Here is a 25361-nt window from a genome sequence, read left to right as displayed (position 1 = left end):
TTTTTTATGGGCGCAAACAAAAGAGAACCCGTTTTGAATTACCAGATGATCACGACCAACGACGAGCTGGCTTCGCTGTGCGAAGTGACGCGCGACTTTCCTGCCATTGCCCTGGATACCGAGTTTGTCCGTACCCGAACCTATTATCCGCAGCTGGGTTTGATTCAGATGTATGACGGTAAACACGTGTCGCTGATTGACCCTCTCGGCATTACCGACTGGACGCCGATGCGTGACCTGCTGCTCGATACCGCCGTGACGAAATACCTGCACGCAGGCAGTGAGGATCTGGAAGTCTTTCTGAACACCTTTGGCATCATGCCCCAGCCGCTGATTGACACGCAGATCCTCGCGGCATTCAGCAATCGTCCGCTCTCATGGGGCTTTGCTGCCATGGTGGAGGAGTATACGGGCCTGACGCTGGATAAAAGCGAATCCCGTACCGACTGGCTGGCGCGTCCGCTAACCGAGCGTCAGCTGGAGTATGCGGCGGCAGACGTGTTTTACCTGCTGCCGATTGCGGGACAGCTGATGAAAGAGGCGGAAGCCTCCGGCTGGCTCGCTGCTGCGCTGGACGAATGCCGTATGACCCAGCAGCGTCGTCAGGAAGTGGTTGACCCGAAAGAGGCCTGGCGCGATATCAGCAACGCCTGGCAGCTGCGCACGCGTCAGCTGGCATGCCTGCAGCTGCTGGCAGACTGGCGCTTGCGTAAAGCGCGGGAGCGCGATCTGGCCGTTAACTTTGTTGTTCGCGAAGAGCATCTCTGGGCAGTCGCGCGCTATATGCCTGGCAGCCTGGGCGAGCTGGACAGCATTGGGCTTTCGGGCAGCGAGATCCGCTTCCACGGTAAAACCCTGCTGGCGCTGGTCGCCAAAGCGCAGGAGCTGCCGGAAGATGCGCTGCCGGAACCGCTGCTGAACCTGATGGACATGCCGGGCTATCGCAAAGCGTTTAAGGATATCAAAGCGCTGGTGCAGGCAGTTGCAACGGAAAGCAAGCTGAGCGCGGAACTGCTCGCCTCACGTCGTCAGATTAACCAGCTGCTGAACTGGCACTGGAAGCTGAAGCCGCAAAATGGCGTGCCGGAGATGATGGCGGGATGGCGCGGGGAATTGATGGCCGATCGCCTGAATACGCTGCTGGACGGTTACCCGCGATAAAAAAATATGCCGGGCGATATACCCGGCATATTTCCCCGGTGGCGCTGCGCTTACCGGGGCGACGAAAACACAAACCTACGGACGCGACTCTTCCGCTTCCGGGAGCGTAACGTTCAGCTCCAGAATCGAAATATCCCCGTCTTTTTGTTCCAGCTGCACCGTGACCATCTCCGGGTCAATCTGCACATACTTACAGATCACTTCCAGGATGTCCTTGCGCAGCTGCGGCAGGTAGTGAGGCTCGGCGTCGCTACGACGACGCTCCGCAACGATAATTTGCAGACGTTCTTTTGCGATGTTGGCGGTGTTCTTTTTCCGCGAGAGAAAAAAGTCCAGTAATGCCATAACTTATCCTCCGAACAGGCGTTTGAGGAAACCTTTCTTCTCTTCTTCAATGAAGCGGAAAGGACGTTCTTCTCCCAGCAGACGGTCAACGGTATCGGCGTAAGCTTTACCTGCATCTGCCAATGTATCAAGGATCACTGGCTCGCCCTGGTTAGAGGCGCGTAACACGGACTGATCTTCCGGGATAACGCCCACCAGCTTAATGCGCAGGATCTCCAGCACGTCTTCCATGCTCAGCATGTCACCTTTGTTCACGCGGCCCGGATTGTAGCGGGTGAGCAGCAGGTGTTCTTTAATCGGGTCTTCGCCATTTTCCGCACGACGGGATTTAGAAGCGAGGATGCCCAGAATGCGGTCTGAGTCACGCACGGATGAAACTTCAGGGTTGGTGGTGATGATCGCTTCATCAGCGAAGTAGAGCGCCATCAGGGCACCGGTTTCGATGCCCGCAGGGGAGTCGCAGACAATGAAGTCGAAATCCATTTTTTTCAGATCGTCGAGCACCTTTTCCACGCCTTCACGGGTCAGGGCGTCTTTGTCACGCGTCTGAGAAGCCGGGAGAATGTAGAGGTTCTCGGTGCGCTTGTCTTTGATCATCGCCTGGTTAAGTGTGGCATCGCCCTGAATGACGTTTACGAAGTCATACACGACGCGACGCTCACATCCCATGATGAGGTCGAGGTTACGCAGACCGATATCGAAGTCGATAACGATGGTTTTCTTTCCCTTCTGGGCCAAACCAGTAGCGATGGCCGCGCTGGAGGTGGTCTTGCCAACGCCTCCTTTACCCGAAGTAACAACAATAATGCGTGCCATAGAAATTCCTTGTTAAAAAGGGATCAATTCAACGGTTGAACGGTCAACGCGTCGTCTGCCAGAAGCAGGCGAGCCGCTTTGCCATAAAATTCGGCTGGGATCTTGTCGCTCAGCCAATATTCACCTGCGATGGACACCAGTTCCGCCGTCAGGTGAGTACAAAATATTTGCGCATCTCGATCGCCACTTGCACCTGCGAGCGCACGTCCACGCATCATACCGTATACGTGAATATTGCCATCTGCAATCAGCTCAGCGCCAGCACTGACGTGGCTTGTAACAATCAGATCACAGTTTGGTGCATAAATGCGCTGACCGGAACGAACCGGCACATCAATCATTCGCGTTTTTGTGACGGTAGTAACGTTTTGCACCGCAGGAGGGGGCGTTTGCACGGCAACGGGTGCCGCACGCGAGGCTTTTTCTTTGCCCTCATTCAGAAGAGGCAGCCCCGCACGCTCAATTTCCGCTTTCAGCTCAGTATCTTTGCAGCCGCTGATGCCCACGATACGCAGTCCGGTCGAGGAGACGGCCTGCTGGAGAAGTTTCCAGTTAACCGGAGCCTCAAGACCGCTGACGTTGATAACAACAGGGGCGTGCTTCAGAAAGGCGGGAGCCTGGGCGATTTTGTCTTCTAACGCCTGACGAATAACCTCGGGTTTTGCATCATGCAAATGTACCACTGATAAGGTGAAGCTACTGCCTTTAAGCTCGATGGGCGTGTTTGACATCCTGGCCTTACTCAATTTGCTATTAACCGCAACCACTCGCTGCGATATTCCGAAGAGTATCAGGCATGTTATAGTCAGGAGTATATTGAGGCAAGCAACCACCCATTAATTCAGAGTAAAAACATGTTTTGTGTGATCTACAGAAGTACAAGCCGTGACCAGACCTATCTTTATGTCGAAAAGAAAGACGATTTTTCACGCGTGCCTGAAGAATTAATGAAGAACTTTGGCCGACCACAGCTGGCGATGCTGCTACCGCTTGATGGTCGTAAGAAACTGATTAATGCCGATCTGGATAAAGTGAAAACGGCCTTAGCCGAGCAAGGCTATTATTTACAGCTTCCACCGCCACCCGAGAATTTATTAAAACAGCATCTTGAGGCGAACGGTAAAAAATAGTCTCAACTGTTTTTGGGTACAACACATCAACCGTTTAGGGGTCGACCATGTATCAACATCATAACTGGCAAGGTGCATTACTGGATTATCCCGTCAGCAAAGTGGTTTGCGTGGGCAGCAACTACGCAAAACATATTCAGGAGATGGGCAGCGCGACGCCAGAAGAGCCGGTCCTGTTTATTAAGCCTGAAACGGCGCTGTGCGATATCCGACAGCCGCTGGCGCTGCCGCAGGGGCTGGGCTCGGTGCATCACGAAGTTGAACTTGCCGTGCTGATCGGCGCGACGCTGCGCCAGGCCTCAGAAGAACATGTTAAAAAAGCGATTGCCGGATACGGCGTGGCGCTGGATCTGACCCTGCGTGACGTTCAAGGCAAAATGAAGAAAGCAGGGCAGCCGTGGGAAAAAGCCAAAGGGTTTGATAATTCCTGCCCGATTTCGGCGTTTGTGCCGGTGAGCGAATTTACCGGCGATCCGCAAGACACGCCGCTCAGCCTGAAGGTTAACGGCGAGGTCCGCCAGCAGGGCACCACGGCAGACATGATCCATAAGATTGTGCCGCTGATCGCCTACATGAGCCGCTTCTTTACCCTGAAGCCGGGCGATGTGATCCTGACCGGAACCCCAGAAGGCGTTGGCCCGCTACTCAGCGGTGACGAGCTTGAGGTCGGTTTCAACGGCCTGTCGCTGAAAACCCGCGTGCTGTAACCCCATCTTGCCGCCTGAAGAGGGCGGCAAAACTTGCAACAACGTGCCAGACTCGTTATAAGGTGCGCTTTCTTTTGACGTGTGGACATCCTGATGAACGACATCCCTTTCTGGCAAAGCAAAACTCTCGACGACATGACTGACGCGGAATGGGAATCATTGTGCGACGGCTGCGGGCAGTGCTGCCTGCACAAGCTGATGGATGAAGATACGGACGAAATCTACTTCACCAACGTTGCCTGCAAGCAGTTAAACATTAAAACCTGCCAGTGCCGCAACTATGAGCGCCGGTTTGAATTTGAGCCTGACTGCATCAAGTTAACCCGGGATAATCTGCCGACGTTTGAATGGCTGCCGCATACCTGCGCGTATCGCCTGCTGGCGGAAGGGAAAGGTCTGCCTGACTGGCATCCGCTGTTAACCGGTTCAAAAGCGGCGATGCACGGTGAACGTATCTCTGTGCGCCACATTGCGGTGAAAGAGTCCGAGGTGCAGGACTGGGAAGATCACATCATGAACCACCCGACCCGTTGAGATTAAAAAACCCGCCGAGGCGGGTTTTTTTGTGCTTGTGCGGCCTGATGCCCTCACCCCAACCCTCGTCCACGGGAGAGGGCGCAAACGCTAAAAACGGCAACCTTGGTTGCCGTTTTGCGTTTACCTTCCGAACAAATCGCGTTTCTTCGGTTTGAAAGGCTGGGCAATCAGCACCAGCAGCGCCACGACGAAGTAGGCGGCAAAAATACCCACCAGCCACTGCGGCATCTCCAGCGTCAGGAATTCCCACTGGCGAACGGAGCAGTCACCGGATGCGACAAACACCTGCGGCAGCCATTTGTCCAGCGGCAGCCAGCTCGGGAAGCGGGCGGCAAAATCACAGGTCATAAACGGTGACGGATGCAATTGCATCATGGTGTGCTGCCAGGAGAGTTCAATTCCTTTCCAGGCGCTGTAGATCCAGATGGCAATACCGGCATAGCGAAGCGGCGATTTTGGGGCAATCGCACCCACCAGGCCCGCACCCATAATGCCGAACAGCGCGCTGCGTTCGTAAATACACAGTACGCAAGGTTTCAGTCCCATTACATGCTGGAACCACAGCGCGACCATTTCCAGCGCAAAGGCGGTCAGGGCCATTAACAACCACGCTCCGCGACCGCGGGAGCACTGGTTTAAAAATCTCAACATAATCATTTCCCTGGAACATGCTTAGAAAGCGCAGTGTAAACGAATTCGTTTTTCGCGCCACCTGTACCTGGCGAAATAAAACGTAATTGGATGTTTATCGTGCGAAAAGGCAAACGGGCAGCGAACTGCCCGAGATGCATAGTTTACTGCGCCGCAAGTATACCCGCTTGTACCAGCCATTGCGTACAGGGAATGAGGGTAATTTTGACGCAAAGCAATCCGACGATCGTGAGCACCAGCGTATAGGGCAGCGCCATCCAAACCATCCGGCCATAAGAAAGACGTATGAGCGGCGCGAGGGCGGAGGTCAGCAGGAACAGGAAGGCGGCCTGGCCATTTGGCGTCGCCACCGACGGCAGGTTGGTTCCGGTATTGATCGCCACGGCCAGCAGCTCAAACTGTCCGGCGCTGATAACGCCTTGCTCCATAGCGGCTTTGGCCTCGTTTATGTAGACCGTCCCGACGAAGACGTTATCTGAGATCGACGAGAGCAGGCCATTAAACAGGTAAAACAGCGAGAGCTGAGCATCCGGTGATGCCTGTAATACAAAGGCAATAATCGGCGCGAACAGGTGTTGGTCGATAATCACCGCCACGACGGCAAAGAACACCGCCAGCAGGGCGGTAAACGGCAGGGCTTCGGTAAACGCCTTGCCGATGGCATGTTCGTCCGTCACGCCGGTAAAGGTGGTGGCGAGAATAATGACTGACAGGCCAATCAGCCCCACTTCGGCAAGATGGAACGCCAGCGCCGCGATAAGCCAGACGCCGATGATCCCCTGAGCAATCAGTCGTAGCGTCTCCTGGCGCGTCCGCTGGCTTCGGCTCTGCACATCGAATTTATGCAGCTCCTGACGAACCGGCTCCGGGAGCTGCGCCCCGTACCCAAAGAGGCGAAACTTCTCCACCAGCAGACAGGTCGCCAGCCCGCAGATCAGCACCGGTACGCTCACCGGGGCCATTCTCAGGAAGAAATCACCGAAGTGCCAGCCCGCCGCTTTGGCAATGATCAGGTTTTGCGGCTCGCCGACCATGGTCATCACGCCGCCCAGCGCGGTACCCACGCCGGCATGCATCATCAGGCTGCGCAGAAACGCGCGGAATTGTTCCAGCACGTCACGGTTATGCGCCTCAACGTGGCTGTCATCCTGCAGGTCCTCATTTGGGCGAGAGGAGGCCACGCGGTGATAAATTCCGTAAAACCCAACCGCGACGCTGATCACTACCGCAACGACCGTCAGCGCATCCAGGAACGCCGACAGGAAGGCGGCGGCAACGCAAAACGCCAGCGAGAGGAACATTTTCGACGGAATGCTGAGCAGCAGGCGCGTGAAGATGAACAGCAGCAGCTGTTTCATAAAGTAGATGCCGGCCACCATAAAGATCAGCAGCAGAAGCACTTCGAGATTAGACGCCAGCTCTGCTTTGACATGCTCGGCGCTGGTCATACCGACGACGACGGCTTCAAACGCCAGCAATCCGCCCGGCAGAAGGGGATAACATTTCAGCGCCATGGCCAGGGTGAAGATAAACTCCGCCACCAGCAGCCAGCCGGCAATAAAGGGATTCACGCTAAAAATGATGGGATTAACGACCAGGAAAACCAGCAGTATCAGTTTATACCAGTCAGGAGACTGACCTAAAAAATTGCGCCATAGCGCGCGCCCAAAAGAAATTTCCACAACAGACGTCCTTCCCGTCAAGTAAGACAAAACATCAGTATACGCAAAAATCACGGCCTGGAGGCGGATAAGGCTGCATTGTAAATTTCACCAAAATGAAACGGCGATCCCTCTTTTCTCTCTTTGCCGCGCTACCTGCCACTGCGTGCCTCTGGTATGATGAGTCCAATTTGCTAAAGCTGTGTAATGGAAATCTCACTATGGTCATTAAGGCGCAGAGCCCGGCGGGTTTCGCGGAAGAGTACATCATTGAAAGCATCTGGAATAATCGTTTCCCTGCGGGGTCCATTCTTCCGGCTGAACGCGAACTCTCTGAACTGATTGGCGTCACTCGCACCACGCTGCGTGAAGTGCTTCAGCGGCTGGCGCGCGATGGCTGGTTGACGATCCAGCACGGTAAGCCTACGAAAGTGAACAACTTCTGGGAAACGTCCGGGCTGAACATTCTTGAAACGCTGGCGCGTCTTGACCATGAAAGCGTGCCGCAGCTCATTGATAATCTGCTCTCCGTTCGCACCAACATCGCGACGATCTTTATTCGTACCGCTTTCCGTCAGCATCCGGAAGACGCCCTTGCGGTGCTGGCCAGCGCGAACGAGGTGGAAGATCATGCCGATGCTTTTGCCACTCTCGATTACAACGTGTTCCGCGGCCTGGCGTTTGCCTCCGGCAACCCGGTGTATGGGCTGATCCTCAACGGTATGAAAGGGCTTTACACCCGCATTGGCCGCCACTACTTTGCCAATCCGGAAGCGCGTAGCCTGGCGCTGGGCTTCTACCACAAGCTGAGCAAGCTCTGTACCGAAGGTCTGCACGATCAGGTTTATGAGACGGTGCGCCGCTACGGTCACGATTCCGGTGAAATCTGGCACCGTATGCAGAAAACGCTGCCGGGTGATTTAGCGATTCAGACTCGCTAAAAGAAAAAACCTCTCGTATGAGAGGTTTTTTTTCGTCGGGTGGCGGCTACGCCTTACCCGACCTACGGGTTTTGTAGGCCCGGTAAGCGTAGCCGCCACCGGGCAAAAGCGTCACTACAGCGTATTCAACCGCGCCGGGCAACGTTCCAGCAGCTCGACGCTCCCGTCTTCATTCTGCTGCTCCAGCTGCACGTCAAAGCCCCACAGGCGATGCACGTGCTTCAGCACTTCTTTACGCCCTTTATCCAGCGGCGCGCGATTGTGCGGGATATAGCGCAGCGTCAGGGAGCGGTCACCGCGCAAATCGACGTTCCATACCTGAATATTCGGCTCAAGGTTGCTCAGGTTGTACTGGGAAGAGAGGCGAGAGCGGATCTCACGGTATCCCTCTTCGTTATGGATTGCAGAGATCTCCAGATAGTTGTTGCGGTCATCGTCCAGCACGGTGAAGAAGCGGAAATCACGCATGATCTTCGGCGACATAAACTGGCTGATGAAGCTCTCGTCCTTAAAGTCGCGCATCGCAAAGTGCAGCGTTTCCAGCCAGTCAGAACCGGCGATATCCGGGAACCAGTACTTGTCTTCTTCCGTCGGCGACTGGCAGATGCGCTTAATGTCCTGGAACATGGCGAAGCCAAGCGCATACGGGTTTATTCCGCTGTACCACGGGCTGTTGTAGGGCGGCTGGAACACCACGTTGGTATGGCTGTGGAGGAATTCCATCATGAACCGCTCGGTCACTTTTCCCTCGTCGTACAGATGGTTAAGAATGGTGTAGTGCCAGAAGGTCGCCCAGCCTTCGTTCATCACCTGCGTCTGCTTTTGCGGGTAAAAATACTGGCTCACCTTGCGCACGATGCGCAGGATCTCACGCTGCCACGGCTCCAGCAGCGGGGCGTTCTTCTCCATAAAATAGAGCAGGTTTTCCTGCGGCTCGGACGGATAGCGACGCGCTTCGGCGATCGTTTTTTCCTCCTCACGCTTCGGCAGGGTACGCCACAGCATGTTCACCTGGCTTTGCAGGTACTCTTCGCGGCTCTTCTGCCGGGCTTTCTCCTCCTGCAGGGAGATTTTCTGCGGACGTTTGTAGCGGTCCACACCGTAGTTCATCAGCGCGTGGCAGGAGTCGAGCAGTTTTTCCACTTCGTCCACGCCGTAGCGCTCTTCGCAGTCGGTAATGTATTTACGGGCGAAGATCAGGTAATCGACGATGGAGCTGGCGTCCGTCCAGCTGCGGAACAGATAGTTATTCTTGAAAAATGAGTTGTGCCCGTAGCAGGCGTGTGCCATCACCAGCGCCTGCATGGTAATGGTGTTCTCTTCCATTAAATAGGCGATGCACGGATTGGAGTTAATCACAATCTCATACGCCAGCCCCTGCTGGCCGTGCTTATACAGCCGTTCCGTTTCAATAAATTTCTTACCAAACGACCAGTGCGGATAGTTAATCGGCATCCCGACGCTGGAGTAGGCGTCCATCATCTGTTCGGACGTAATGACTTCAATCTGATGGGGATAGGTATCCAGACGATACAGCTTTGCGACCCGGTCGATTTCGGCGAGGTAAACATCCAGCAGCTCGAAGGTCCAGTCGGGTCCATCGCTCAGACGTGTGTTGTCCTTGTTCAGGGAATCAATAGTAGCCATTAGCGCGCCCTCGTTGTGGGTGCTCTCTCTGTCTGGAGAGCCTCCTTTCAAGCATAGATCAACGTGTTAAAAAGCGTGCTGGGGCAGAAATTTTTTCTTTGCGATTTCGCGTTTTTGATACGGCAAAAAAACGGTATGCCGCAGCATATTATGCTGGTTAAAAATAACGCGCAGCAGGAGATCCCAAATTAGCACTATCCCCTGATGCTGGGGGATGTGTGAGGTAAGTCACCATAAAAAAGTCGTATGTTGAATAATATTTTCAACTAGGTTATCAATCTGTAATTAGAAGATTGTTCTTTTGCACATAATGGAGTGGCTATGCGTGTTGTCATACTGGGAAGTGGTGTCGTTGGGGTAACCAGCGCCTGGTATTTAAGTCAGGCGGGACATGACGTAACCGTTATCGATCGTGAATCCGGTCCCGCGCTTGAAACCAGCGCGGCGAACGCCGGGCAAATCTCTCCGGGCTATGCGGCGCCGTGGGCTGCGCCGGGCGTTCCGCTGAAAGCGATTAAATGGATGTTCCAGCGCCATGCGCCGCTGGCCATCAGCCTTGACGGCACGCAGTTCCAGCTGAAGTGGATGTGGCAGATGCTGCGCAACTGCGACACGCGCCACTACATGGAGAACAAAGGGCGCATGGTGCGCCTGGCGGAATACAGCCGCGACTGTCTGAAAGCGCTGCGCGCGTCGACGGGGATTGAGTATGAAGGCCGCCAGGGCGGAACGCTGCAGCTGTTCCGCACCGAGCAACAGTACGAGAATGCCACCCGCGATATCGCCGTGCTGGAAGATGCCGGCGTACCGTACCAGCTGCTGGAAGCCAGCCAGCTTGGCCAGGTTGAACCGGCGCTGGCGGAAGTGGCGCATAAGCTGACCGGCGGCCTGCGCCTGCCGAATGATGAAACCGGCGACTGCCAGCTCTTTACGCAACGTCTGGCGCAAATGTGCGAGCAGGCCGGGGTGAAGTTCCGCTTTAATACCTCCGTCGACAAGCTGCTGTCGGAAGGCGAAAAAATTTACGGCGTGAAGTGCGGCGACGAGGTGATCAAAGCCGATGCCTACGTGATGGCGTTTGGTTCGTACTCCACCGCCATGCTGAAAGGCATTCTCGACATTCCGGTTTATCCGCTGAAGGGCTACTCGCTGACCATTCCGGTGAAAGAAGAGAGCGGCGCGCCGGTCTCGACCATTCTGGATGAAACCTACAAAATCGCCATTACCCGCTTCGACAACCGCATTCGCGTAGGCGGCATGGCGGAGATTGTCGGCTTCAACACCGAACTGCTGCAGCCGCGTCGTGAAACGCTGGAGATGGTGGTGGGCGATCTCTTCCCGCGCGGCGGTTTTGTTGAGCAGGCGACGTTCTGGACCGGCCTGCGTCCGATGACCCCTGACGGCACGCCGATCGTAGGGCGCACGCCGTTTAAAAACCTGTGGACCAATACCGGACACGGCACGCTCGGCTGGACGATGGCCTGCGGATCGGGCCAGCTGCTGAGCGACCTGATTTCCGGGCGCACGCCGGCAATTCCGTTTGACGATTTAAGCGCCGCGCGCTATCAATCGGGGTTTACGCCTTCGCGTCCACAGCACCTGCACGGCGCGCATAGCTAAGGAGTTGTCATGTCCCGTCCTGTTCTGGCCCAGCTGAACCTGCAGGCCCTGAAGGATAATCTGCAAATTGTTCGTCGGGCGGCTCCGGGGTCGCGCGTCTGGTCGGTGGTGAAAGCGAATGCCTACGGCCACGGTATCGATCGTATCTGGAGCGCGCTGAGCGCGACCGACGGTTTTGCGCTCCTGAATCTGGAAGAGGCCATTCTGCTGCGCGAGCGCGGCTGGAAAGGGCCGATTCTACTGCTGGAAGGGTTCTTCCATGCGGACGATCTGCCGCTGCTGGATAAGTACCGGCTGACCACCAGCGTTCACAGCAACTGGCAGATTAAGGCGATCCAGGATGCGAAGCTCCATGCTCCGCTGGATATCTATCTCAAGGTGAACAGCGGCATGAACCGCCTGGGCTTCCAGCCTGAGCGGGTGCACACGGTCTGGCAGCAGCTGCGCGCGATGAAAAACGTGGGCGAAATGACGCTGATGGCGCATTTTGCCGACGCGGAAAAACCCGACGGTATTGCCGATGCCATGGTCCGCATTGAGCAGGCGGCTGAAGGGCTGGATTGCCCGCGCTCGCTGTCGAACTCGGCGGCCACGCTGTGGCATCCCGAGGCGCACTATAACTGGGTGCGTCCGGGGATCGTTCTGTACGGTGCGTCTCCCTCTGGCGAGTGGCAGGATATCGCCAACAGCGGCCTGAAGCCGGTCATGACCCTGCGCAGTGAAATCATTGGCGTGCAGACGCTGAAGGCCGGGGACACGGTGGGCTACGGCAGCCGCTACCGGGCAAAGGGCGAGCAGCGCATTGGCATCGTGGCGGGCGGTTACGCCGACGGCTACCCGCGCATCGCGCCGACCGGCACGCCGGTCTGGGTCGATGGGGTTCGCACGGGAACGGTGGGCACCGTATCTATGGATATGCTGGCCGTTGATCTGACGCCATGCCCGCAGGCGGGCATTGGCTCACCGGTAGAGCTGTGGGGTAACGAAGTTAAGATTGATGACGTGGCTGCCGCGGCGGGCACGGTGGGGTATGAATTGATGTGCGCACTGGCACCAAGAGTGCCGGTTGTGACGGTGTAACGTATATTTATGTCGGGTGGCGGCTTCGCCTTACCCGACCTACAAAACCCTCGAACGTAGGCCGGGTAAGCGTTAGCGCCACCCGGCAAAAAAACAACTACTCGGTTTCCTCTTCCATCGGCCTGACGCCGACTTTTCTGACCGCGTTATCTTCTTTCTCCGCAACCGTCCAGATCATCCCGGCGAACTCTACCTGGTCGCCGACGACGGGGGCCGCTCCCAGCAGTTGCTGAATGATTTCCCCTAACGTTTGCTGCTTGTCGCGGTACTCCAGCCCTTCATCCAGACCGTAAATCAGCGCCACATCCGCAAATTTGGCACTGGCTTCCAGAATAAAATCGCCGAAGAAGCGCTGGTCCAGCGCCACCGGAGGCGACTGGCTGAACAGCTTGCCCAGCGCGGGCAGGTCGCGCTCGCGACCAATCACGCAGAGAATATCCCCCTCGCGCAGGCGGGTGCTGCCGGTAGGGTGCAGCAGGACATTATCGCGGAACAGGGCGGCAATGCGCGTTTCGGTCGGCATGTGCAAATCGCGCAGCGAGGCTCCCACGCACCATTTGTCGGCGCTCAGCTGATAGACAAACTGTTCCCATGGGTTCTCCGGATGAATATCGAGCCCCACGCGGGAGACCGGCCAGCCCACGGGCGGGACCACCACTTTGGCTTTTTTCGCCGCCCACCCGAGCGAGGTTCCCTGGAACAGGAGGGAAATCAGCACCACGAAGAACGCCACGTTAAAGAACAGCCGCGCGTTATCCAGACCGGCCATCATCGGGAACACCGCAAGGATAATCGGCACCGCGCCGCGCAGCCCCACCCAGCTGATAAAGACCCGCTCGCGCAGGTTGAAGCCGCGAAACGGCAGCAGGCCTGCAAATACCGACAGCGGACGGGCGAAGAAGATCATCCACGCGGACAGCAGCAGCGCCGGAACGGCGATCGGCAGCAGATCCGATGGCGTAACCAGCAGGCCGAGCACCAGGAACATGCCGATTTGCGCCAGCCACGCCAGGCCGTCAAAGTTCTGCAAGATGGCATGGCGGTTGCGAATAGGGCGGTTGCCCATCAGGAACCCGCAGAGATAGACCGCGAGAATACCGCTGCCGTCGACTGCCGTGGTGACGGCAAAAATGAGAATGCCGCCGCTCAGCGCCAGCAGGGGGTAAAGCCCCGCGGGCAGCGAGATGCGGTTGATCGTCTGCTGTAGCAGATAGCCCCCCGCCAGGCCGATGACAATCCCCAGGCCGAACTGCTGCAGGATATGTAACGCAAACATCCAGCTCAGCCCGCTTTCATGCTGCTGAATCATCTCGATAAGCGTAATGGTGAGAAACACCGCCATCGGATCGTTACTGCCGGATTCAATCTCAAGCGTGGAGCCAACGCGTTCGTTAAGCCCTTTTCCGCCGAGCAGGGAAAATACCGCTGCCGCATCAGTTGAGCCCACGATGGCGCCAATCAGCAAACCTTCCATGATATTGAGATGGAAAAGCCACGCGGCCATCATCCCGGTGAGGCCAGAGGTAATCAACACGCCGACCGTGGCGAGCGACAGCGCAGGCCCTAAGGCCACGCGGAAGGAGCTCGCCTGGGTGCGCATCCCGCCGTCCAGCAGGATCACCGCCAGCGCGAGGTTACTCACCATATAGGCGAAGGGGTAGTTATCGAATGGGATACCGCCAATGCCATCAATGCCGGCCAGCATGCCGATGGCGAGGAAAATGACAAGAATAGGTATGCCGAGACGCGATGAAAATGAACTTAATAAAATACTGCTGGTTACAAGGACGGAACCCAAAATGAAAAGGCTGATTATCGCTGCGGCATCCAATGTTCTCTTACTCCCACCTCAATGTTAACGCTGTTACTAAAACCCTAACATATTAACAACGGCAACAGCGTTTTATTAAGGGGGTATAACGGCTTTTTTATGCCTTTATGACAGGATGGCCGCTGATGGTCAGCCGAGTGCCGGAATCGTTGTGGATCAGGGTGGCGTGCGCCCCCAGCGCCAGGGTCACGGTTTGCTGCTCGTGGCCGAAATCGAGACCGGTGATGACCGGAATATCCAGCCGCGAGCGAACGAAGTCGACCATGGTCTCCAGGGAGTAACCCGCGTCATAGTCATTCGGAGCAGAGCCGCTGAAGCTGCCCAGCACAACCGCGGACTGGCGTTCAAGAATACCGGCATGATAAAGCTGCAAGAGCATGCGTTCGACGCGGAACGGATGTTCGTTGATATCTTCCAGCACCAGAATGCCGTCCTCGATTTGCGGCATCCACGGCGTGCCGATGAGCGAGACCAGCATCGCCAGGTTGCCGCCCCAGAGCTGACCTTCACATTCCCAGTGCGGCCCATTGCCTTGCCACTCCACGCTGTAGGTGGAATTGCGCAGCGCGCGCCAGAAATGTTCCACGGTAAACGCATCCAGCTCCGGTGCGCCGAAGTTACCGGCCAGCATCGGACCGCTGAAGGTGATGACGTTATGCAGGGCCAGCAGCCCAAGCTGGATGACGGTGAAATCGCTGTGGCCGCAGATCAGCAGCGGATCCTGCTGCTGGCGCAGCGCCAGCCCCTGCCAGTCAATGCTCTCCAGCAGCCGGCTCGCGCCATATCCGCCGCGCACCGCAAGCACAACCCGGTTTTCGCCCGTCAGGTTCACCAGACTATTGATATCATTCAGCCTCTGCGTTTCGGTACCGGCAAAACGCTGCTGGCGGCGGGGGATAATCGTCTGATTTTCTACCTGATGGCCAGATTCCAGCAAACGCTGAACGCCCCGCTGCGCCGCGTCCTGGTTAATGCAGTAGCCCGACGGCGCGATGAGATGAAACTGAGACATGGCAATTCCTTGCTGAATGAGAAACTAATTGTCTATATCATGCCGCTTATACGCTGCCTGCTTCAAGAGGCGGCGCACCGCGATGACCGGCTATAAGGATAGATGACGTGAAATTGAGATGGTTTGCTTTTTTGATTGTGTTGCTTGCTGGCTGTAGTTCAAAACATGATTATCAAAATCCGCCCTGGAACCCGGAAGTTCCGGTGAAACGGGCCATGCAGTGGATGCCGATCAGTGAGCAAGCCGGGAAGGCCTGGGGCGTCAGCCCGCGTCTCATCACGGCGATCATTGCGGTGGAGTCCGGCGGTAATCCCACGCTTGTCAGCAAATCTAACGCGGTGGGGCTGATGCAGCTTAAAGCGTCAACGGCGGGGAGAGAGGTTTACCGCTACATGGGGTGGAACGGCCAGCCGTCGACCAGCGAGCTGAAAAACCCGGAACGTAACATTTCAATGGGCACGGCCTACCTGAGCATCATGGAGCATGGCGTGCTGAAGGGGATTAAGGATCCAGAGGTGATGCAGTACGCGCTGGTGGTGTCTTACGTTAACGGTGCCGGCGCGTTGCTCAGAACCTTCTCCTCTGACCGCAAAGAGGCGATAGAAGAGATTAACGACATGGACAAAGACGAGTTCTTTGAACATGTGGCGAAAAATCACCCGGCACCACAGGCGCCTCGTTATATCTGGAAAGTACAGAAAGCGATGGATGCCATGTAATGCCGCAGACGGGCGGCGGTCACGCTGCCCGATTTCTTCACAGGACCTTATTTGCGCGTTCCCGCGCCTCTCGCTCCAGGGAATAGATAATACGCTGAAGCTCACGCTCCGCGCCGGGCCCGACGTTGAGGAAACGGAAGCTCAGACGCGGCGTGGTAATGGTTTCATTTTTGCTGTCCACGACGGTGCGGTCGCTGATGGCAATCAGCTGTGCATCGAAATAAAAGCGACCCCAGCCCCCCATATCCAGTTCGATTTGCGTAAACCGCATGCCCTCTACCAGCCCGTCCGGTTTCGGCGTGTCCATCAGCGCGCCCATGCCGCCCAGCGACAGATCGAAGAGGCGGAAGCGGATCTCTTTTTTGTCCGGCATTTTGGCCTTACAAAAATAGGCGGGATGGAGCGGGGCGCTGATGCGGAAATATTCACGACGCTGAACAAACCAGAGATTGGTCGGAAGCGGGGTAACAAAAGCCGGTAGTCCCTGGTATTCGCTCAGTTCCAGCCGCGACAGGACAAACTCCACTTTGGCGCCCTGCGTTTCGGCCATCACCGCGATATTCTCCGCTTTCAGCGCCGCGCGGTTTTCATACTCCTGACTGCCTAAATCAATCACCAGCCGATCCTTCGAGGCGTCAAGGATCTTGCTGATGAACTGATTATTCGACCAGCTGATGCGCAGCGGCACTTCACCTTTTTGCAGGTCGCGTAATACCCCTAATACAGCCAGCGGATTTTGCTTGAGGAACTGCTCACTGTAATGACTCACGCCGGATGGCTCCTTGATTGATGACAGACTGTCTTAGCGTTATCGGCAATCTGCAATGAAACTTAATACAAACCGGTGAGTTTTTTTTGCCTGTTTAACCAAAGATAAGTCGGTGAGATGAAAATGATTTTCCGGCGATGACCTATACTTAAGTTAGCTGTGCAGAAGGTTTTCTGCGCACGCGTTAAACCTGCAAGAGGGCATCGCTATGGGTATCATCGCCTGGATTATCTTTGGTCTTATTGCTGGCGCTATCGCTAAACTGATCATGCCGGGAAACGATGGCGGCGGCTTTATTCTGACCTGTGTACTCGGGGTCGTTGGTGCGGTTGTGGGCGGCTGGCTGGCGACGATGTTTGGCTTTGGAGGCAACATAAGTGGTTTCGACCTGCACAGTTTTCTGGTCGCTGTCGTGGGTGCCATTGTGGTGCTGGGCATATTCAGGTTACTGCGACGAGCATAAATTGACGTAAACGGCTCTCTGCGGAGGGCCGTTTTTTTTGCCTGAGTATTGATTTGTTAATCTAAATGATAATAATTGTCGTTCCGTATTGCATCTAACAACAAGACGACATTATGAATACCTCACGTTTTACGCTTTGCGCCCTGGCAGGGGCCGCCACGCTGGCATTGCAGGTCCCGGCGTTCGCCGAAGAATCCACCATCGTCGTCACAGGTTCAGAGCAGGGCAGCGCGCTGCCGGCCTGGACGAACAGCGCCACCAAATCGGCCGTTGCCGAGAGTAAAACGCCGCAGGTCATCACGACCCTCACTGCGCCGGAAATTGAAAAGCGTCACGCGAATTCGGTGAATGAAATCCTGCGCTATGCCCCGGGCGTCTCAACCGAGGTGCGGGGGAATACCTCCTACATGAGCGAATATAAAATTCGTGGCTTTACCGTTGACCAGGAGTTTTATAACGGGCTGCAGCTGCCCTATAACGTCACCGGCAATACCAAAGCGCGCATCGATCCGCTGCTGATCGACAGCGTTGATATCCTGAAAGGCCCCTCATCGGTCCTTTACGGCGGCGGTTCGCCGGGCGGGCTGGTGAATATTCAAAGTAAAAAACCGCAGCGGGAAGCTCGAACCGAAATCGGCGTTAACACCGGAAACCGTAATCTGAAAGAGGGATACCTCGATTCCACCGGGCAGATTGCCGACAGCGACTGGAACTACCGTCTGCTGGGCAAAGCGACGGAAAACGACGATCAGCCGCACACCACCCGGTATGAAAACTACCTGGTTGCTCCGTCCGTCACCTGGCAGCCCGACAGCAAAACCCGCCTTACCCTGGACGCGCTGGCGCAAAACACCCCGAGCCTGACGCCGTCTAACCCGCTGCCGCTCGCCTACCTGCACTCGAAATATGCGGGCAAGCGCGATTATGCCGGAGACGAATGGAGCGGGTTTAAGCAGCGTCAGTGGATGCTGGGCTACAGCTTTGAACATGAGTTTGACAGCGGCTGGGGCTTTAATCAGAAAGCGCGCTATTTCGACGTCGATACCCACCAGCGCAGCGTCTACGCGACAGGCACGGGAAGCGAGGCGTATCAGCTCAACCGCTTTGCCTACACCACCGATGAAGACCTTAAGAGCTTCAACATCGACAACCAGGTGACCAAAACCGTTGCCCTGGGCGACTGGAAACACCACCTGCTGGCCGGGTTTGACTATCAGAAGCTGAATTCCCATTTCCACTATCGCTACGCATCGGCCACGCCGGGTATCGATATGCGGCATCCTGACTATTCGCAGATCCAGGAAAGCGCGCCGGGGCTCTATACCGCCCAGAAAAACCGTCTCAGCTACCAGCAGAACGGCTATTACTTACAGGATCAGGTAGAGTTTGGCGGCCTCAACCTGCTGGGCAGCCTGCGCTACGACGATTACCGCTCCGTTACCACCAACTACCTGCAAAACGGTGATAAAGCCTGGGTATCGCAGGATCGCGTCACCAAACGCCTGGGCGCGCTTTACGCCTTCGATAACGGGATTTCGCCGTTTATCAGCTATTCAGAAGGTTTCGCGCCGGTGTCACCGCAGGGTACGCTCGTGGCGAAAGACGTCAAACCGACTACCAGCAAGCAGGTGGAAGGCGGGGTGAAATATCTGCTGGCCGACTACGCCACCACCTTTACCGCCTCGGTGTTTAACATCCGGCAGAAAAATGTCGTCACCTCCGATCCGGGCTTCCTGAACTATCGTCAGACCGGGGAAGTGGAATCCAAAGGGGCAGAGCTCTCCGCCATCAGCCGTCCGACGGACAACCTGACGCTGATTGCCAACTATGCGTACACCCACGCGATCAACCGGGAAGATGACAAATACAAAGGCAAACGTCCAACGCAGGTACCGGAGAATGCCTTCAACCTCTGGGGGGATTACACCTTTGACAACACGCCGCTGAAAGGACTGATGCTGGGGGCTGGGGCACGCTACACCGGGCCGATGGAAATCTCTCCGGCAAACGATGCGGGTAAGCTGGGCGGCACTACGCAGTACGATCTGGCGGCTTCCTACCGGATGGGTGAAATCCTGCCTTCGCTGGCAGGGCTAACGCTTAAGGCCAGCGCGCAGAACATCACCAATAAAGAGACGCTGACCTGCTACGACGCGACCAACTGCTGGATTGGGCGTGACAGGACGTATCAGCTAGGGGCGAGTTATAGTTTCTAAGGAACCAGGGAAACCCCGTCAAAAATGCGCAATCGGACTGCCCCCTCTCCCTTGAGGGAGAGGGCTGGGGTGAGGGGGAACATACGGCTGAGGTGGTCATTCCGTTCACTTTATGTTCCTTGCTACTCTGTAACGATGTGACCGGTGAACGTGCCAGGGGGGCTCAGTCGCCGCCACCCCGGCAACCCGGGCTCCCGGCGGTAAATCGCCGCTTCGCGGTGCCCTCGGCGTATTCCTTCCGGCTTATCGTGGACGGGCGGAGGTAACATCCCTGTAAAGCCCGCCCTCTCGGCGCATCCATGCGCCTCGCCCCGGCCGGAAGGCAAACGCCTCAGCGATTTACAGCCGGACCATGGCATCGCTGAAAGCGTTCAGGCGTTCTGAAACAACGTTATTGCTTCTGCTCAAAACTTACTGGCTAACCTTCTCCCGGAGGGAGAGAGCCAGCACGCGCAGGCCGGGTAAGGCGTAGCCGCCACCCGGCAATACCCTTACTGCGCCGCAGCTTTCACCGGCGCAGCCTCCTCATTCGCCGCAGGCTGATTCTCCGGCACGCTGTCGCACGGTTTTGCTTTCGGACAGACCCGATCCAGCATTTTCAGCGTCACGCCGTTGCTCCAGCCGAAGCCGTCCTGCAGCGGATACTCGCCGCCGCCGCCACCCGTACCGGTTGTCGACACGTCATACTTCTCGACCAGTTTCTTTTCCCTGTCGTAAGTATGCTGGACGTTCTTCAGGAAGCGCCAGGTCACGTCCATCGAGACCTTCTCCTGTCCGTAATTCTGCAGCCCTTCCGCGGCCACCCACTGTAGCGGGGCCCAGCCGTTTGGCGCATCCCACTGCTGGCCGCTATTGACGGTGGTGGTCGCAATACCGCCCGGCTTCAACAGGCGCGACGAGGTTGCCGCGGCGACTTTATCGGCCCGGTCCTGCGCCGCCGCCTTCACGTAAAGCGGGAACAGGGCTGCCGCCGTGAGCTGATTGCGTACCTTCTTGCTTTTCAGATCGTAATCCGCGTACCAGCCCTCTTTATCATTCCACAGGTGGCTCTCGATGGCTTTCTGACGCGCCGTTGCCAGCGCCTCGTATTTACTTGCGCTGGCGGCGTCGCCACTCTCCTGGCTTGCCCGCGCCAGCAGTTTTTCCATCTTGAACATCAGGGCGTTCAGGTCCACGGGGACAATGCTGGTGGTTCGGATGGTGCCGAGCTTTTGCGGATCGTCCATCCAGCGCGAGCTAAAGTCCCAGCCCGAGGCCGCAGCGGAACGCAAATCACGGTAGATCTCGGTCGCAGGCCGGTTAGGGTTACTTTTGGCGGTATTCACGTCGTCAAGCCAGGACTCCGGGCGCGGGGTATCGCGGTCGTCCCAGTAGCGGTTGAGGATAGCGCCGTCGTCCAGCTTCACCACGCGTTTGTTAGCCTGCCCCGGCTGAAGGGCGTCGACGCCGTCCATCCAGTAGGCATACTCTTTCTCCATCTGCGGACGGTACTTCTTCAGCGCATCGCTGTCGTGGGTCGCCAGCAGTTCAACCATCATTGAGAAAAACGGCGGCTGGGAGCGGCTCAGGTAATAGCTGCGGTTGCCGTTGGGAATGTGGCCGAAGGTGTCAATCTCATACGCAAAGTTATCCACCATGTCGCTGATTTTGTCCCAGTGTTCGCTCTCCGCCAGGCCCAGCATGGTGAAATAGCTGTCCCAGTAGTAGACCTCGCGGAAACGGCCGCCGGGCACAACGTAAGGTTTGGGTAACGGCAGAAGGGAATCCCATTTGTTGCTGGCTTTATCCGTGGTGCGCGTCAGTACGGGCCAGAGATCGTCGATGTGCTCACGTAAACTTTGTCCAGCAGGCGGAACATATTTTTCCCCTTCCGCAGGGAGCGTAAAGTTCATCTCGACAAAGTGGCGTAAGTCAAAGCTGGACTGCGCGTGCTGCATCCGGTAATCCGCCAGAATCATCAGCGGGTCGCTTTTGGGGACGGCATCCGCGAAGGTTTTCTGATCGGGAAACAGTTTGGCGCTTTGCACATCGTTAAACAGCGGGCCCAGCAAAATATCGGGTGAGGTTGTCTGGGCTGCGGGGCTATCATCGGCATAACCGCAAGTCGTGACGCCGAGCAGCGCGCCTCCTAACGCAAGGGGCAAGAACGCGGGGCGTAGTGTACGAGGTCTTATCATCAGTTCGTCTCCTGTCTTCACCAAACAGCGTGACCGCTGTTGTCAATCACCTGAAAACCTTAGACGAATATTGCCCGCTTCGCGTTAATAATTGCCTGCCCGTCAGACCTCTTCCGGCGTCTGGCTGGCTTCCCGCAGCGTGCCCGGCGCATGTCCTATGATGCGCTTAAATGCCCGGCTAAATGCCGCCAGAGAGCCGTACCCCAGCCGCAGCGCGACGGTTTCAATCGGCTGATTTTCGTGGCGAATGTACTGGATGGCCAGGCGCATTCTCAGCTCGCTGAGATATTTTGCCGGGGTGGTTCCCGTCGCGGCCAGAAACCGTTCGGCGAACACGGAACGGGACGTGCCCGCTTCTTTTGCCAGATCCGCCACGCTCCAGTTCAGGCCGGGCTGCTGGTGCATGGCGTAAATGGCCCGGCTCAGGCGCGGGTCGCGCAGAACCTGCACCCAGCCGGTGGCTTTACCACATCCGCCTTCAACCCAGCCGCGCACGATTAACGCCGCCACCACGTCGGCCAGACGCGCAAGGATCCCGGCGTACCCGGCCTGGCGCGACACGGACTCCCGCTCCATCGCCGCCAGCAGCGGGTGGATCTCCGGCCAGGTGGACATCAGCCGGCTGACCATCATCACTTCCGGCATCGCCTTGATCAGCGGCTGCATCCCGCCCAGCTCAAAATCCATGCACCCGCTAAAGATGATGGTGTTCTCGCTTTCCGGGCAGGGCTCGCAGGTGATGGCACACACCGAGCTGCAGATGGGCTCGCTGGGAAAGGCATTGATGGGCGTAATGGTTGCCCGCTCGTCAGAGAGCAGGGCATGGGAATCACCGCAAGGAATAAAGAGGGCATCGCCGCTGCTCAGTTCGAACGTCGCACCGCTTTCCATTCGCAGCAGGGCGCTACCGTGGCTCACAAAATGAAACTGCGCCCTACCGGGCGCCTGATGGAACGCGACGCCAAACGGCGCGCTGGCCTGGATCCGCCGGTATTTCACACCTGAAAGACGCATGCCGCGTAAAAGTTCGCTGATCAGATCGGGTGACTGTACGGTCATGGCGCAACTCCGGACGAATAATCAATAAGTGGAGATTATATGTCATAGATCGTCCAGGGTGAACCTTCTATGCTTTTGCGACAGTTGTCACATTTTTATAACGGGAGAAAAACAGATGAATTCATGTGTCGCGGCGAGCGAGGCGGTAGCGCCTGCAAAACCCGCCTGGCGGGCCGTCTATTCACTGGGGCTGGGGGTGTTTGGTTTGATTACGGCAGAATTTCTGCCCGCCAGTTTGTTAACGCCGATGGCCGCGAGCCTGGGCGTGAGTGAAGGAATGGCCGGACAGGCCGTCACCGCCACCGCGCTGGTGGCGCTGGTGACCGGACTGCTGATTACGCCGGCGACCAAAAGCATCGACCGCCGCTGGGTGCTGATGTTTTTCTCGGTCCTGCAAATTATCTCCAGCCTGCTGGTGGCCTTTGCGCCCAACCTGCACGTCCTGCTGATGGGGCGTTTGCTGCTCGGGATAGCCATCGGCGGATTCTGGGCGATGTCGACGGCGACCACGATGCGCCTGGTTCCGGCGGATAAAGTGCCGAAGGCGCTGGCGGTGATCTTCTCCAGCGTATCGATAGCCACGGTGGTCGCGGCGCCGCTCGGCAGCTATCTGGGCAGCCTGATCGGCTGGCGCAACGTCTTTGTTCTCTGCATTCTACCGAGCATGCTGGCGCTGCTGTGGCAGCTCTGGGTCCTGCCGTCCATGAAGCCGGAGAGCAGTGGCAGCCTGAGTACGCTGTTCCGCGTGCTGCGTCGTCCGGGGATGATCGGCGGCATGCTGGCGACCATCCTGATTTTCAGCGGCCATTTCGCCTTCTTTACCTACCTGCGCCCGTTCCTGGAAACGGTGGGGCAGGCGAGCGTGGAGACCATTTCGCTGATCCTGCTGGGCTTTGGGCTGGCCAACTTTGTCGGCACCTCCGTTGCCGGGCATCTGCTGGCACGCAATCTGCGCCTGACGCTGGCGCTGGTGCCGTTCGCGATGGGCGTTCTCGCGCTCACCATGGTGGCGTTTGGTCATCTGGCGATGCTGGACGGGTTCCTGGTCGCGCTGTGGGGCTTTGCATTTGGTCTGGTTCCGGTGGGCTGGTCAACCTGGCTTGCTACCACCGTTCCGGATGAAGCCGAAAGTGCAGGCGGGCTGCTGGTGGCCTCAATTCAGCTGGCGATAAGTGCCGGTGCGGCCGGGGGCGGCGCGGTATTTGACCTCAACGGCGCCAGCGGCGTATTCGCCGGAAGCGGGCTTCTGCTGGTAACGGCGATGGTGATTGTGTTTATGGGCGTGAAAGTGAAAGCAGAGTGAGCCTTTTCCCTCTCCTTTGGGAGAGGGACTTAACGGGTGTTCATTGTTCTATGCTGTTGCTCTTTCATTCCAGGTGTCTTTGAACATGATATTCCCGTCGCAATATTTCCATTCAATCGATTCATAGCGAAGTTCGACTTCTTCCATATGTGCACTTGCGATACCGAGCGGGTGCAATACTGGAGAGATCCTCGTTATCTTTACGTTTTCCAGAGTGATATTGAAGTATTCGCGCTCAATACCGGCGTCATCAATTTTATACATTTTGATTAATGCCGTTTTGAAGGTTTTACCTGTACATACGGCACGAAAAAGATGGGGTGTGATGCGATCTATTTCTTTTTCAAAGGTGATTGGAACATGAAGGCGTGTCCCGGTTAGTTTTCCCGTGTTGGAACTGGTGGGGATCCAGACGGAGTGATTAAACGATTTGAGTTCGGTAGAGCCCAATCTTGTAGGCATTAAACACTCGCCTAATACGGGAGCATTATTTTCGTCAGTAAACCATATATGTGCTGGTGTAGACATTTATTGATCCTTTGTTTTGTAACGAAATGCAATGAAGTACACAACTAATATAATAATCCCAACGATTCGTAGCGCAATTTTTTCGTTTTCTATAAAACTCACCACGATAGCACCGAGAATGATGGCGAATATTCCAGTGCCATACCAAAAAAAATCATCCATAATGTCTTGTAAGAAACTTTTTAAAAATTGTTTCAAAAATGCTTTTATCGATTGCCACATTATCGCATCATTCTATTCAGCGCATCAGCAATTTCGCTATCGGATGCAGTGTTTAAGTTAAGATAACCGGCTTTCATTATCACCGGTTCAATAAGGAAATACATCATTTCCAGCTTTTCAACATATAGCGCATGGTAAAATAACGGCTGAAATTTTTTAAGTGTATTTGCGCTGTCTGCCGCATGCTGAACTATAGCGTAAAGGTTTAATACGGTAATTACACCTCCTGTGCTCAAACCAACCTTTCTCATAAATGCACTTTTTACGGCCGCGTTCATTTTATTACCATAACAGATGTATGACGTGGCGGCATAAATCAAACCGCTCTTAGATACTTGCTTTACTGAATAGTTTGTTGTAAATGGTATTAATTTTTCGAGAATAATTTTTCTTTGAATAATGGATCTGTTCTGAAGCATCGTTTCAATATAAATCCTTACCATTCTAAAAATTACATCTCTATGCTTAACAAGTTCAGCGACTCCTGCTAAAAACCTCAAATCTTCCGAACCCAATTTTTTACAGACATCCTGATAATTATCAGTGAAGCAAGAGGTATAATAAAGCAATCGCGTGGTCGCATCGCCAAGATTATTTAAATATTCTATGGCACCGTCCTTTACCCCCGCGACGGCACGATCGAGCCTTAATGCAAGATCTTTATCGGCTCCAATTCTTTCTATAATTTCCTTGCTGTAATACATAATATGTCCCTGTTGTGTGCAGGGTGTATCATGGTCTACGTTATCGACTAAGGACAGTGATC

The 25361-nt window shown here is 55.9% G+C and carries 25 protein-coding genes; 11 read left to right on the top strand and 14 right to left on the bottom strand.

Annotated features, from left to right (window positions below; genetic code table 11):
- Nucleotides 1-33 precede the first annotated feature (33 nt).
- Nucleotides 34-1161, top strand: coding sequence for a ribonuclease D (gene rnd, locus SPH27_RS04180; protein ID WP_115504063.1), 1128 nt, complete (start codon nt 34-36; stop codon nt 1159-1161).
- A 75-nt stretch (nt 1162-1236) separates the two neighbouring features.
- Here the strand turns inward: rnd and minE are convergent, their stop codons facing one another.
- From minE to minC, 3 genes are read right to left on the bottom strand one after another with little or no spacing between them, the layout of a single operon-like run.
- On the bottom strand, nt 1237-1506 hold the full coding sequence (gene minE / locus SPH27_RS04175) for a cell division topological specificity factor MinE (protein WP_008500504.1): 270 nt from the start codon (nt 1504-1506) through the stop codon (nt 1237-1239).
- Between the two features lie 3 nt (nt 1507-1509).
- Nucleotides 1510-2322, bottom strand: coding sequence for a septum site-determining protein MinD (minD, locus tag SPH27_RS04170; RefSeq protein ID WP_029742160.1), 813 nt, complete (start codon nt 2320-2322; stop codon nt 1510-1512).
- Between the two features lie 23 nt (nt 2323-2345).
- On the bottom strand, nt 2346-3053 hold the full coding sequence (minC, locus tag SPH27_RS04165; RefSeq protein WP_023312186.1) for a septum site-determining protein MinC: 708 nt from the start codon (nt 3051-3053) through the stop codon (nt 2346-2348).
- Between the two features lie 123 nt (nt 3054-3176).
- Between minC and SPH27_RS04160 the strand changes: the two genes are divergently transcribed.
- The 3 genes from SPH27_RS04160 to SPH27_RS04150 all read left to right on the top strand — a co-directional run bounded on the left by SPH27_RS04160 (nt 3177) and on the right by SPH27_RS04150 (nt 4693).
- On the top strand, nt 3177-3452 hold the full coding sequence (locus SPH27_RS04160; protein ID WP_029742143.1) for a YcgL domain-containing protein: 276 nt from the start codon (nt 3177-3179) through the stop codon (nt 3450-3452).
- A 47-nt stretch (nt 3453-3499) separates the two neighbouring features.
- Entirely contained in the window at nt 3500-4159 is a 660-nt protein-coding gene (locus tag SPH27_RS04155) for a fumarylacetoacetate hydrolase family protein (RefSeq protein ID WP_039263627.1), read from the top strand.
- Nucleotides 4160-4252: 93 nt separating this feature from the next.
- Nucleotides 4253-4693 carry a YcgN family cysteine cluster protein gene (locus tag SPH27_RS04150; protein WP_033145818.1) on the top strand — a complete coding sequence of 147 codons (441 nt, stop codon included), beginning with the start codon at nt 4253-4255 and terminating at the stop codon, nt 4691-4693.
- Nucleotides 4694-4816: 123 nt separating this feature from the next.
- On the opposite strand, the gene dsbB is transcribed toward SPH27_RS04150, so the two are convergent.
- Together dsbB and nhaB are read right to left on the bottom strand one after the other, a co-directional pair.
- Nucleotides 4817-5347 carry a disulfide bond formation protein DsbB gene (gene dsbB, locus SPH27_RS04145; protein ID WP_023312182.1) on the bottom strand — a complete coding sequence of 177 codons (531 nt, stop codon included), beginning with the start codon at nt 5345-5347 and terminating at the stop codon, nt 4817-4819.
- Nucleotides 5348-5490: 143 nt separating this feature from the next.
- Nucleotides 5491-7029, bottom strand: coding sequence for a Na(+)/H(+) antiporter NhaB (gene nhaB, locus SPH27_RS04140; RefSeq protein ID WP_182072444.1), 1539 nt, complete (start codon nt 7027-7029; stop codon nt 5491-5493).
- A gap of 200 nt (nt 7030-7229) precedes the next feature.
- Between nhaB and fadR the strand changes: the two genes are divergently transcribed.
- Entirely contained in the window at nt 7230-7949 is a 720-nt protein-coding gene (gene fadR / locus SPH27_RS04135) for a fatty acid metabolism transcriptional regulator FadR (RefSeq protein WP_023336056.1), read from the top strand.
- A 114-nt stretch (nt 7950-8063) separates the two neighbouring features.
- Here the strand turns inward: fadR and SPH27_RS04130 are convergent, their stop codons facing one another.
- The gene (locus SPH27_RS04130; RefSeq protein ID WP_023293929.1) at nt 8064-9596 is read right to left on the bottom strand and encodes a SpoVR family protein; all 1533 of its coding nucleotides are present in this window, start codon (nt 9594-9596) and stop codon (nt 8064-8066) included.
- 321 nt (nt 9597-9917) lie between these two features.
- Between SPH27_RS04130 and SPH27_RS04125 the strand changes: the two genes are divergently transcribed.
- Nucleotides 9918-11216, top strand: coding sequence for a D-amino acid dehydrogenase (locus SPH27_RS04125; RefSeq protein WP_032658462.1), 1299 nt, complete (start codon nt 9918-9920; stop codon nt 11214-11216).
- A 9-nt stretch (nt 11217-11225) separates the two neighbouring features.
- The gene (dadX, locus tag SPH27_RS04120; protein WP_033145815.1) at nt 11226-12296 is read left to right on the top strand and encodes a catabolic alanine racemase DadX; all 1071 of its coding nucleotides are present in this window, start codon (nt 11226-11228) and stop codon (nt 12294-12296) included.
- A gap of 97 nt (nt 12297-12393) precedes the next feature.
- Here the strand turns inward: dadX and SPH27_RS04115 are convergent, their stop codons facing one another.
- Both SPH27_RS04115 and ldcA read right to left on the bottom strand, forming a co-directional pair.
- Complete coding sequence (locus SPH27_RS04115) at nt 12394-14127, bottom strand: potassium/proton antiporter (RefSeq protein WP_045887993.1); 1734 nt, start codon at nt 14125-14127, stop codon at nt 12394-12396.
- Between the two features lie 97 nt (nt 14128-14224).
- Nucleotides 14225-15139 carry a muramoyltetrapeptide carboxypeptidase gene (ldcA, locus tag SPH27_RS04110; protein WP_182072442.1) on the bottom strand — a complete coding sequence of 305 codons (915 nt, stop codon included), beginning with the start codon at nt 15137-15139 and terminating at the stop codon, nt 14225-14227.
- Nucleotides 15140-15246: 107 nt separating this feature from the next.
- On the opposite strand from ldcA, the gene emtA reads away from it, so the two are divergent.
- Nucleotides 15247-15858 carry a membrane-bound lytic murein transglycosylase EmtA gene (emtA, locus tag SPH27_RS04105; RefSeq protein WP_064672703.1) on the top strand — a complete coding sequence of 204 codons (612 nt, stop codon included), beginning with the start codon at nt 15247-15249 and terminating at the stop codon, nt 15856-15858.
- 37 nt (nt 15859-15895) lie between these two features.
- Here emtA and ycgR read toward each other — a convergent pair whose 3' ends face one another.
- On the bottom strand, nt 15896-16627 hold the full coding sequence (ycgR, locus tag SPH27_RS04100) for a flagellar brake protein YcgR (protein WP_182072440.1): 732 nt from the start codon (nt 16625-16627) through the stop codon (nt 15896-15898).
- 208 nt (nt 16628-16835) lie between these two features.
- Between ycgR and SPH27_RS04095 the strand changes: the two genes are divergently transcribed.
- Together SPH27_RS04095 and SPH27_RS04090 are read left to right on the top strand one after the other, a co-directional pair.
- Nucleotides 16836-17090 carry a GlsB/YeaQ/YmgE family stress response membrane protein gene (locus SPH27_RS04095; RefSeq protein ID WP_008502662.1) on the top strand — a complete coding sequence of 85 codons (255 nt, stop codon included), beginning with the start codon at nt 16836-16838 and terminating at the stop codon, nt 17088-17090.
- 113 nt (nt 17091-17203) lie between these two features.
- Nucleotides 17204-19306 (top strand): TonB-dependent siderophore receptor, encoded by a 2103-nt coding sequence (locus SPH27_RS04090; protein WP_182072438.1) that lies wholly within the window; start codon nt 17204-17206, stop codon nt 19304-19306.
- 491 nt (nt 19307-19797) lie between these two features.
- On the opposite strand, the gene SPH27_RS04085 is transcribed toward SPH27_RS04090, so the two are convergent.
- Both SPH27_RS04085 and SPH27_RS04080 read right to left on the bottom strand, forming a co-directional pair.
- Entirely contained in the window at nt 19798-21483 is a 1686-nt protein-coding gene (locus SPH27_RS04085) for an alpha,alpha-trehalase (RefSeq protein WP_058841376.1), read from the bottom strand.
- A 102-nt stretch (nt 21484-21585) separates the two neighbouring features.
- Nucleotides 21586-22542 (bottom strand): AraC family transcriptional regulator, encoded by a 957-nt coding sequence (locus SPH27_RS04080; protein WP_058841375.1) that lies wholly within the window; start codon nt 22540-22542, stop codon nt 21586-21588.
- A gap of 115 nt (nt 22543-22657) precedes the next feature.
- Here SPH27_RS04080 and SPH27_RS04075 point away from each other — a divergent pair, with 115 nt between their 5' ends.
- On the top strand, nt 22658-23845 hold the full coding sequence (locus SPH27_RS04075; protein WP_033145809.1) for an MFS transporter: 1188 nt from the start codon (nt 22658-22660) through the stop codon (nt 23843-23845).
- 48 nt (nt 23846-23893) lie between these two features.
- On the opposite strand, the gene SPH27_RS04070 is transcribed toward SPH27_RS04075, so the two are convergent.
- From SPH27_RS04070 to SPH27_RS04060, 3 genes are read right to left on the bottom strand one after another with little or no spacing between them, the layout of a single operon-like run.
- Nucleotides 23894-24373, bottom strand: a complete 480-nt coding sequence (locus tag SPH27_RS04070) for an Hcp family type VI secretion system effector (protein ID WP_064672699.1) — start codon at nt 24371-24373, stop codon at nt 23894-23896.
- Complete coding sequence (locus SPH27_RS04065; protein WP_182073047.1) at nt 24374-24595, bottom strand: hypothetical protein; 222 nt, start codon at nt 24593-24595, stop codon at nt 24374-24376.
- Nucleotides 24595-25299, bottom strand: a complete 705-nt coding sequence (locus tag SPH27_RS04060) for a hypothetical protein (protein ID WP_182073046.1) — start codon at nt 25297-25299, stop codon at nt 24595-24597. The genes SPH27_RS04065 and SPH27_RS04060 overlap by 1 nt, the downstream gene beginning before the upstream one ends.
- Nucleotides 25300-25361: the final 62 nt, after the last annotated feature.

Source organism: Enterobacter sp. A103, assembly GCF_034427535.1.
GTDB classification, from domain to species: Bacteria; Pseudomonadota; Gammaproteobacteria; order Enterobacterales; family Enterobacteriaceae; genus Enterobacter; species Enterobacter asburiae_B.
This window is presented reverse-complemented; position numbering and strand designations above follow the sequence as displayed.

Bases quoted from the DNA above. Each gene is read 5' to 3' on its own strand.
- minE (WP_008500504.1), bottom strand. From the start codon at position 1,506: ATGGCATTACTGGACTTTTTTCTCTCGCGGAAAAAGAACACCGCCAAC.
- minD (WP_029742160.1), bottom strand. From the start codon at position 2,322: ATGGCACGCATTATTGTTGTTACTTCGGGTAAAGGAGGCGTTGGCAAG.
- minC (WP_023312186.1), bottom strand. From the start codon at position 3,053: ATGTCAAACACGCCCATCGAGCTTAAAGGCAGTAGCTTCACCTTATCA.
- SPH27_RS04160 (WP_029742143.1), top strand. From the start codon at position 3,177: ATGTTTTGTGTGATCTACAGAAGTACAAGCCGTGACCAGACCTATCTT.
- SPH27_RS04155 (WP_039263627.1), top strand. From the start codon at position 3,500: ATGTATCAACATCATAACTGGCAAGGTGCATTACTGGATTATCCCGTC.
- SPH27_RS04150 (WP_033145818.1), top strand. From the start codon at position 4,253: ATGAACGACATCCCTTTCTGGCAAAGCAAAACTCTCGACGACATGACT.
- dsbB (WP_023312182.1), bottom strand. From the start codon at position 5,347: ATGTTGAGATTTTTAAACCAGTGCTCCCGCGGTCGCGGAGCGTGGTTG.
- fadR (WP_023336056.1), top strand. From the start codon at position 7,230: ATGGTCATTAAGGCGCAGAGCCCGGCGGGTTTCGCGGAAGAGTACATC.
- SPH27_RS04130 (WP_023293929.1), bottom strand. From the start codon at position 9,596: ATGGCTACTATTGATTCCCTGAACAAGGACAACACACGTCTGAGCGAT.
- SPH27_RS04125 (WP_032658462.1), top strand. From the start codon at position 9,918: ATGCGTGTTGTCATACTGGGAAGTGGTGTCGTTGGGGTAACCAGCGCC.
- dadX (WP_033145815.1), top strand. From the start codon at position 11,226: ATGTCCCGTCCTGTTCTGGCCCAGCTGAACCTGCAGGCCCTGAAGGAT.
- ldcA (WP_182072442.1), bottom strand. From the start codon at position 15,139: ATGTCTCAGTTTCATCTCATCGCGCCGTCGGGCTACTGCATTAACCAG.
- SPH27_RS04095 (WP_008502662.1), top strand. From the start codon at position 16,836: ATGGGTATCATCGCCTGGATTATCTTTGGTCTTATTGCTGGCGCTATC.
- SPH27_RS04090 (WP_182072438.1), top strand. From the start codon at position 17,204: ATGAATACCTCACGTTTTACGCTTTGCGCCCTGGCAGGGGCCGCCACG.
- SPH27_RS04085 (WP_058841376.1), bottom strand. From the start codon at position 21,483: ATGATAAGACCTCGTACACTACGCCCCGCGTTCTTGCCCCTTGCGTTA.
- SPH27_RS04080 (WP_058841375.1), bottom strand. From the start codon at position 22,542: ATGACCGTACAGTCACCCGATCTGATCAGCGAACTTTTACGCGGCATG.
- SPH27_RS04075 (WP_033145809.1), top strand. From the start codon at position 22,658: ATGAATTCATGTGTCGCGGCGAGCGAGGCGGTAGCGCCTGCAAAACCC.
- SPH27_RS04070 (WP_064672699.1), bottom strand. From the start codon at position 24,373: ATGTCTACACCAGCACATATATGGTTTACTGACGAAAATAATGCTCCC.
- SPH27_RS04065 (WP_182073047.1), bottom strand. From the start codon at position 24,595: ATGTGGCAATCGATAAAAGCATTTTTGAAACAATTTTTAAAAAGTTTC.
- SPH27_RS04060 (WP_182073046.1), bottom strand. From the start codon at position 25,299: ATGTATTACAGCAAGGAAATTATAGAAAGAATTGGAGCCGATAAAGAT.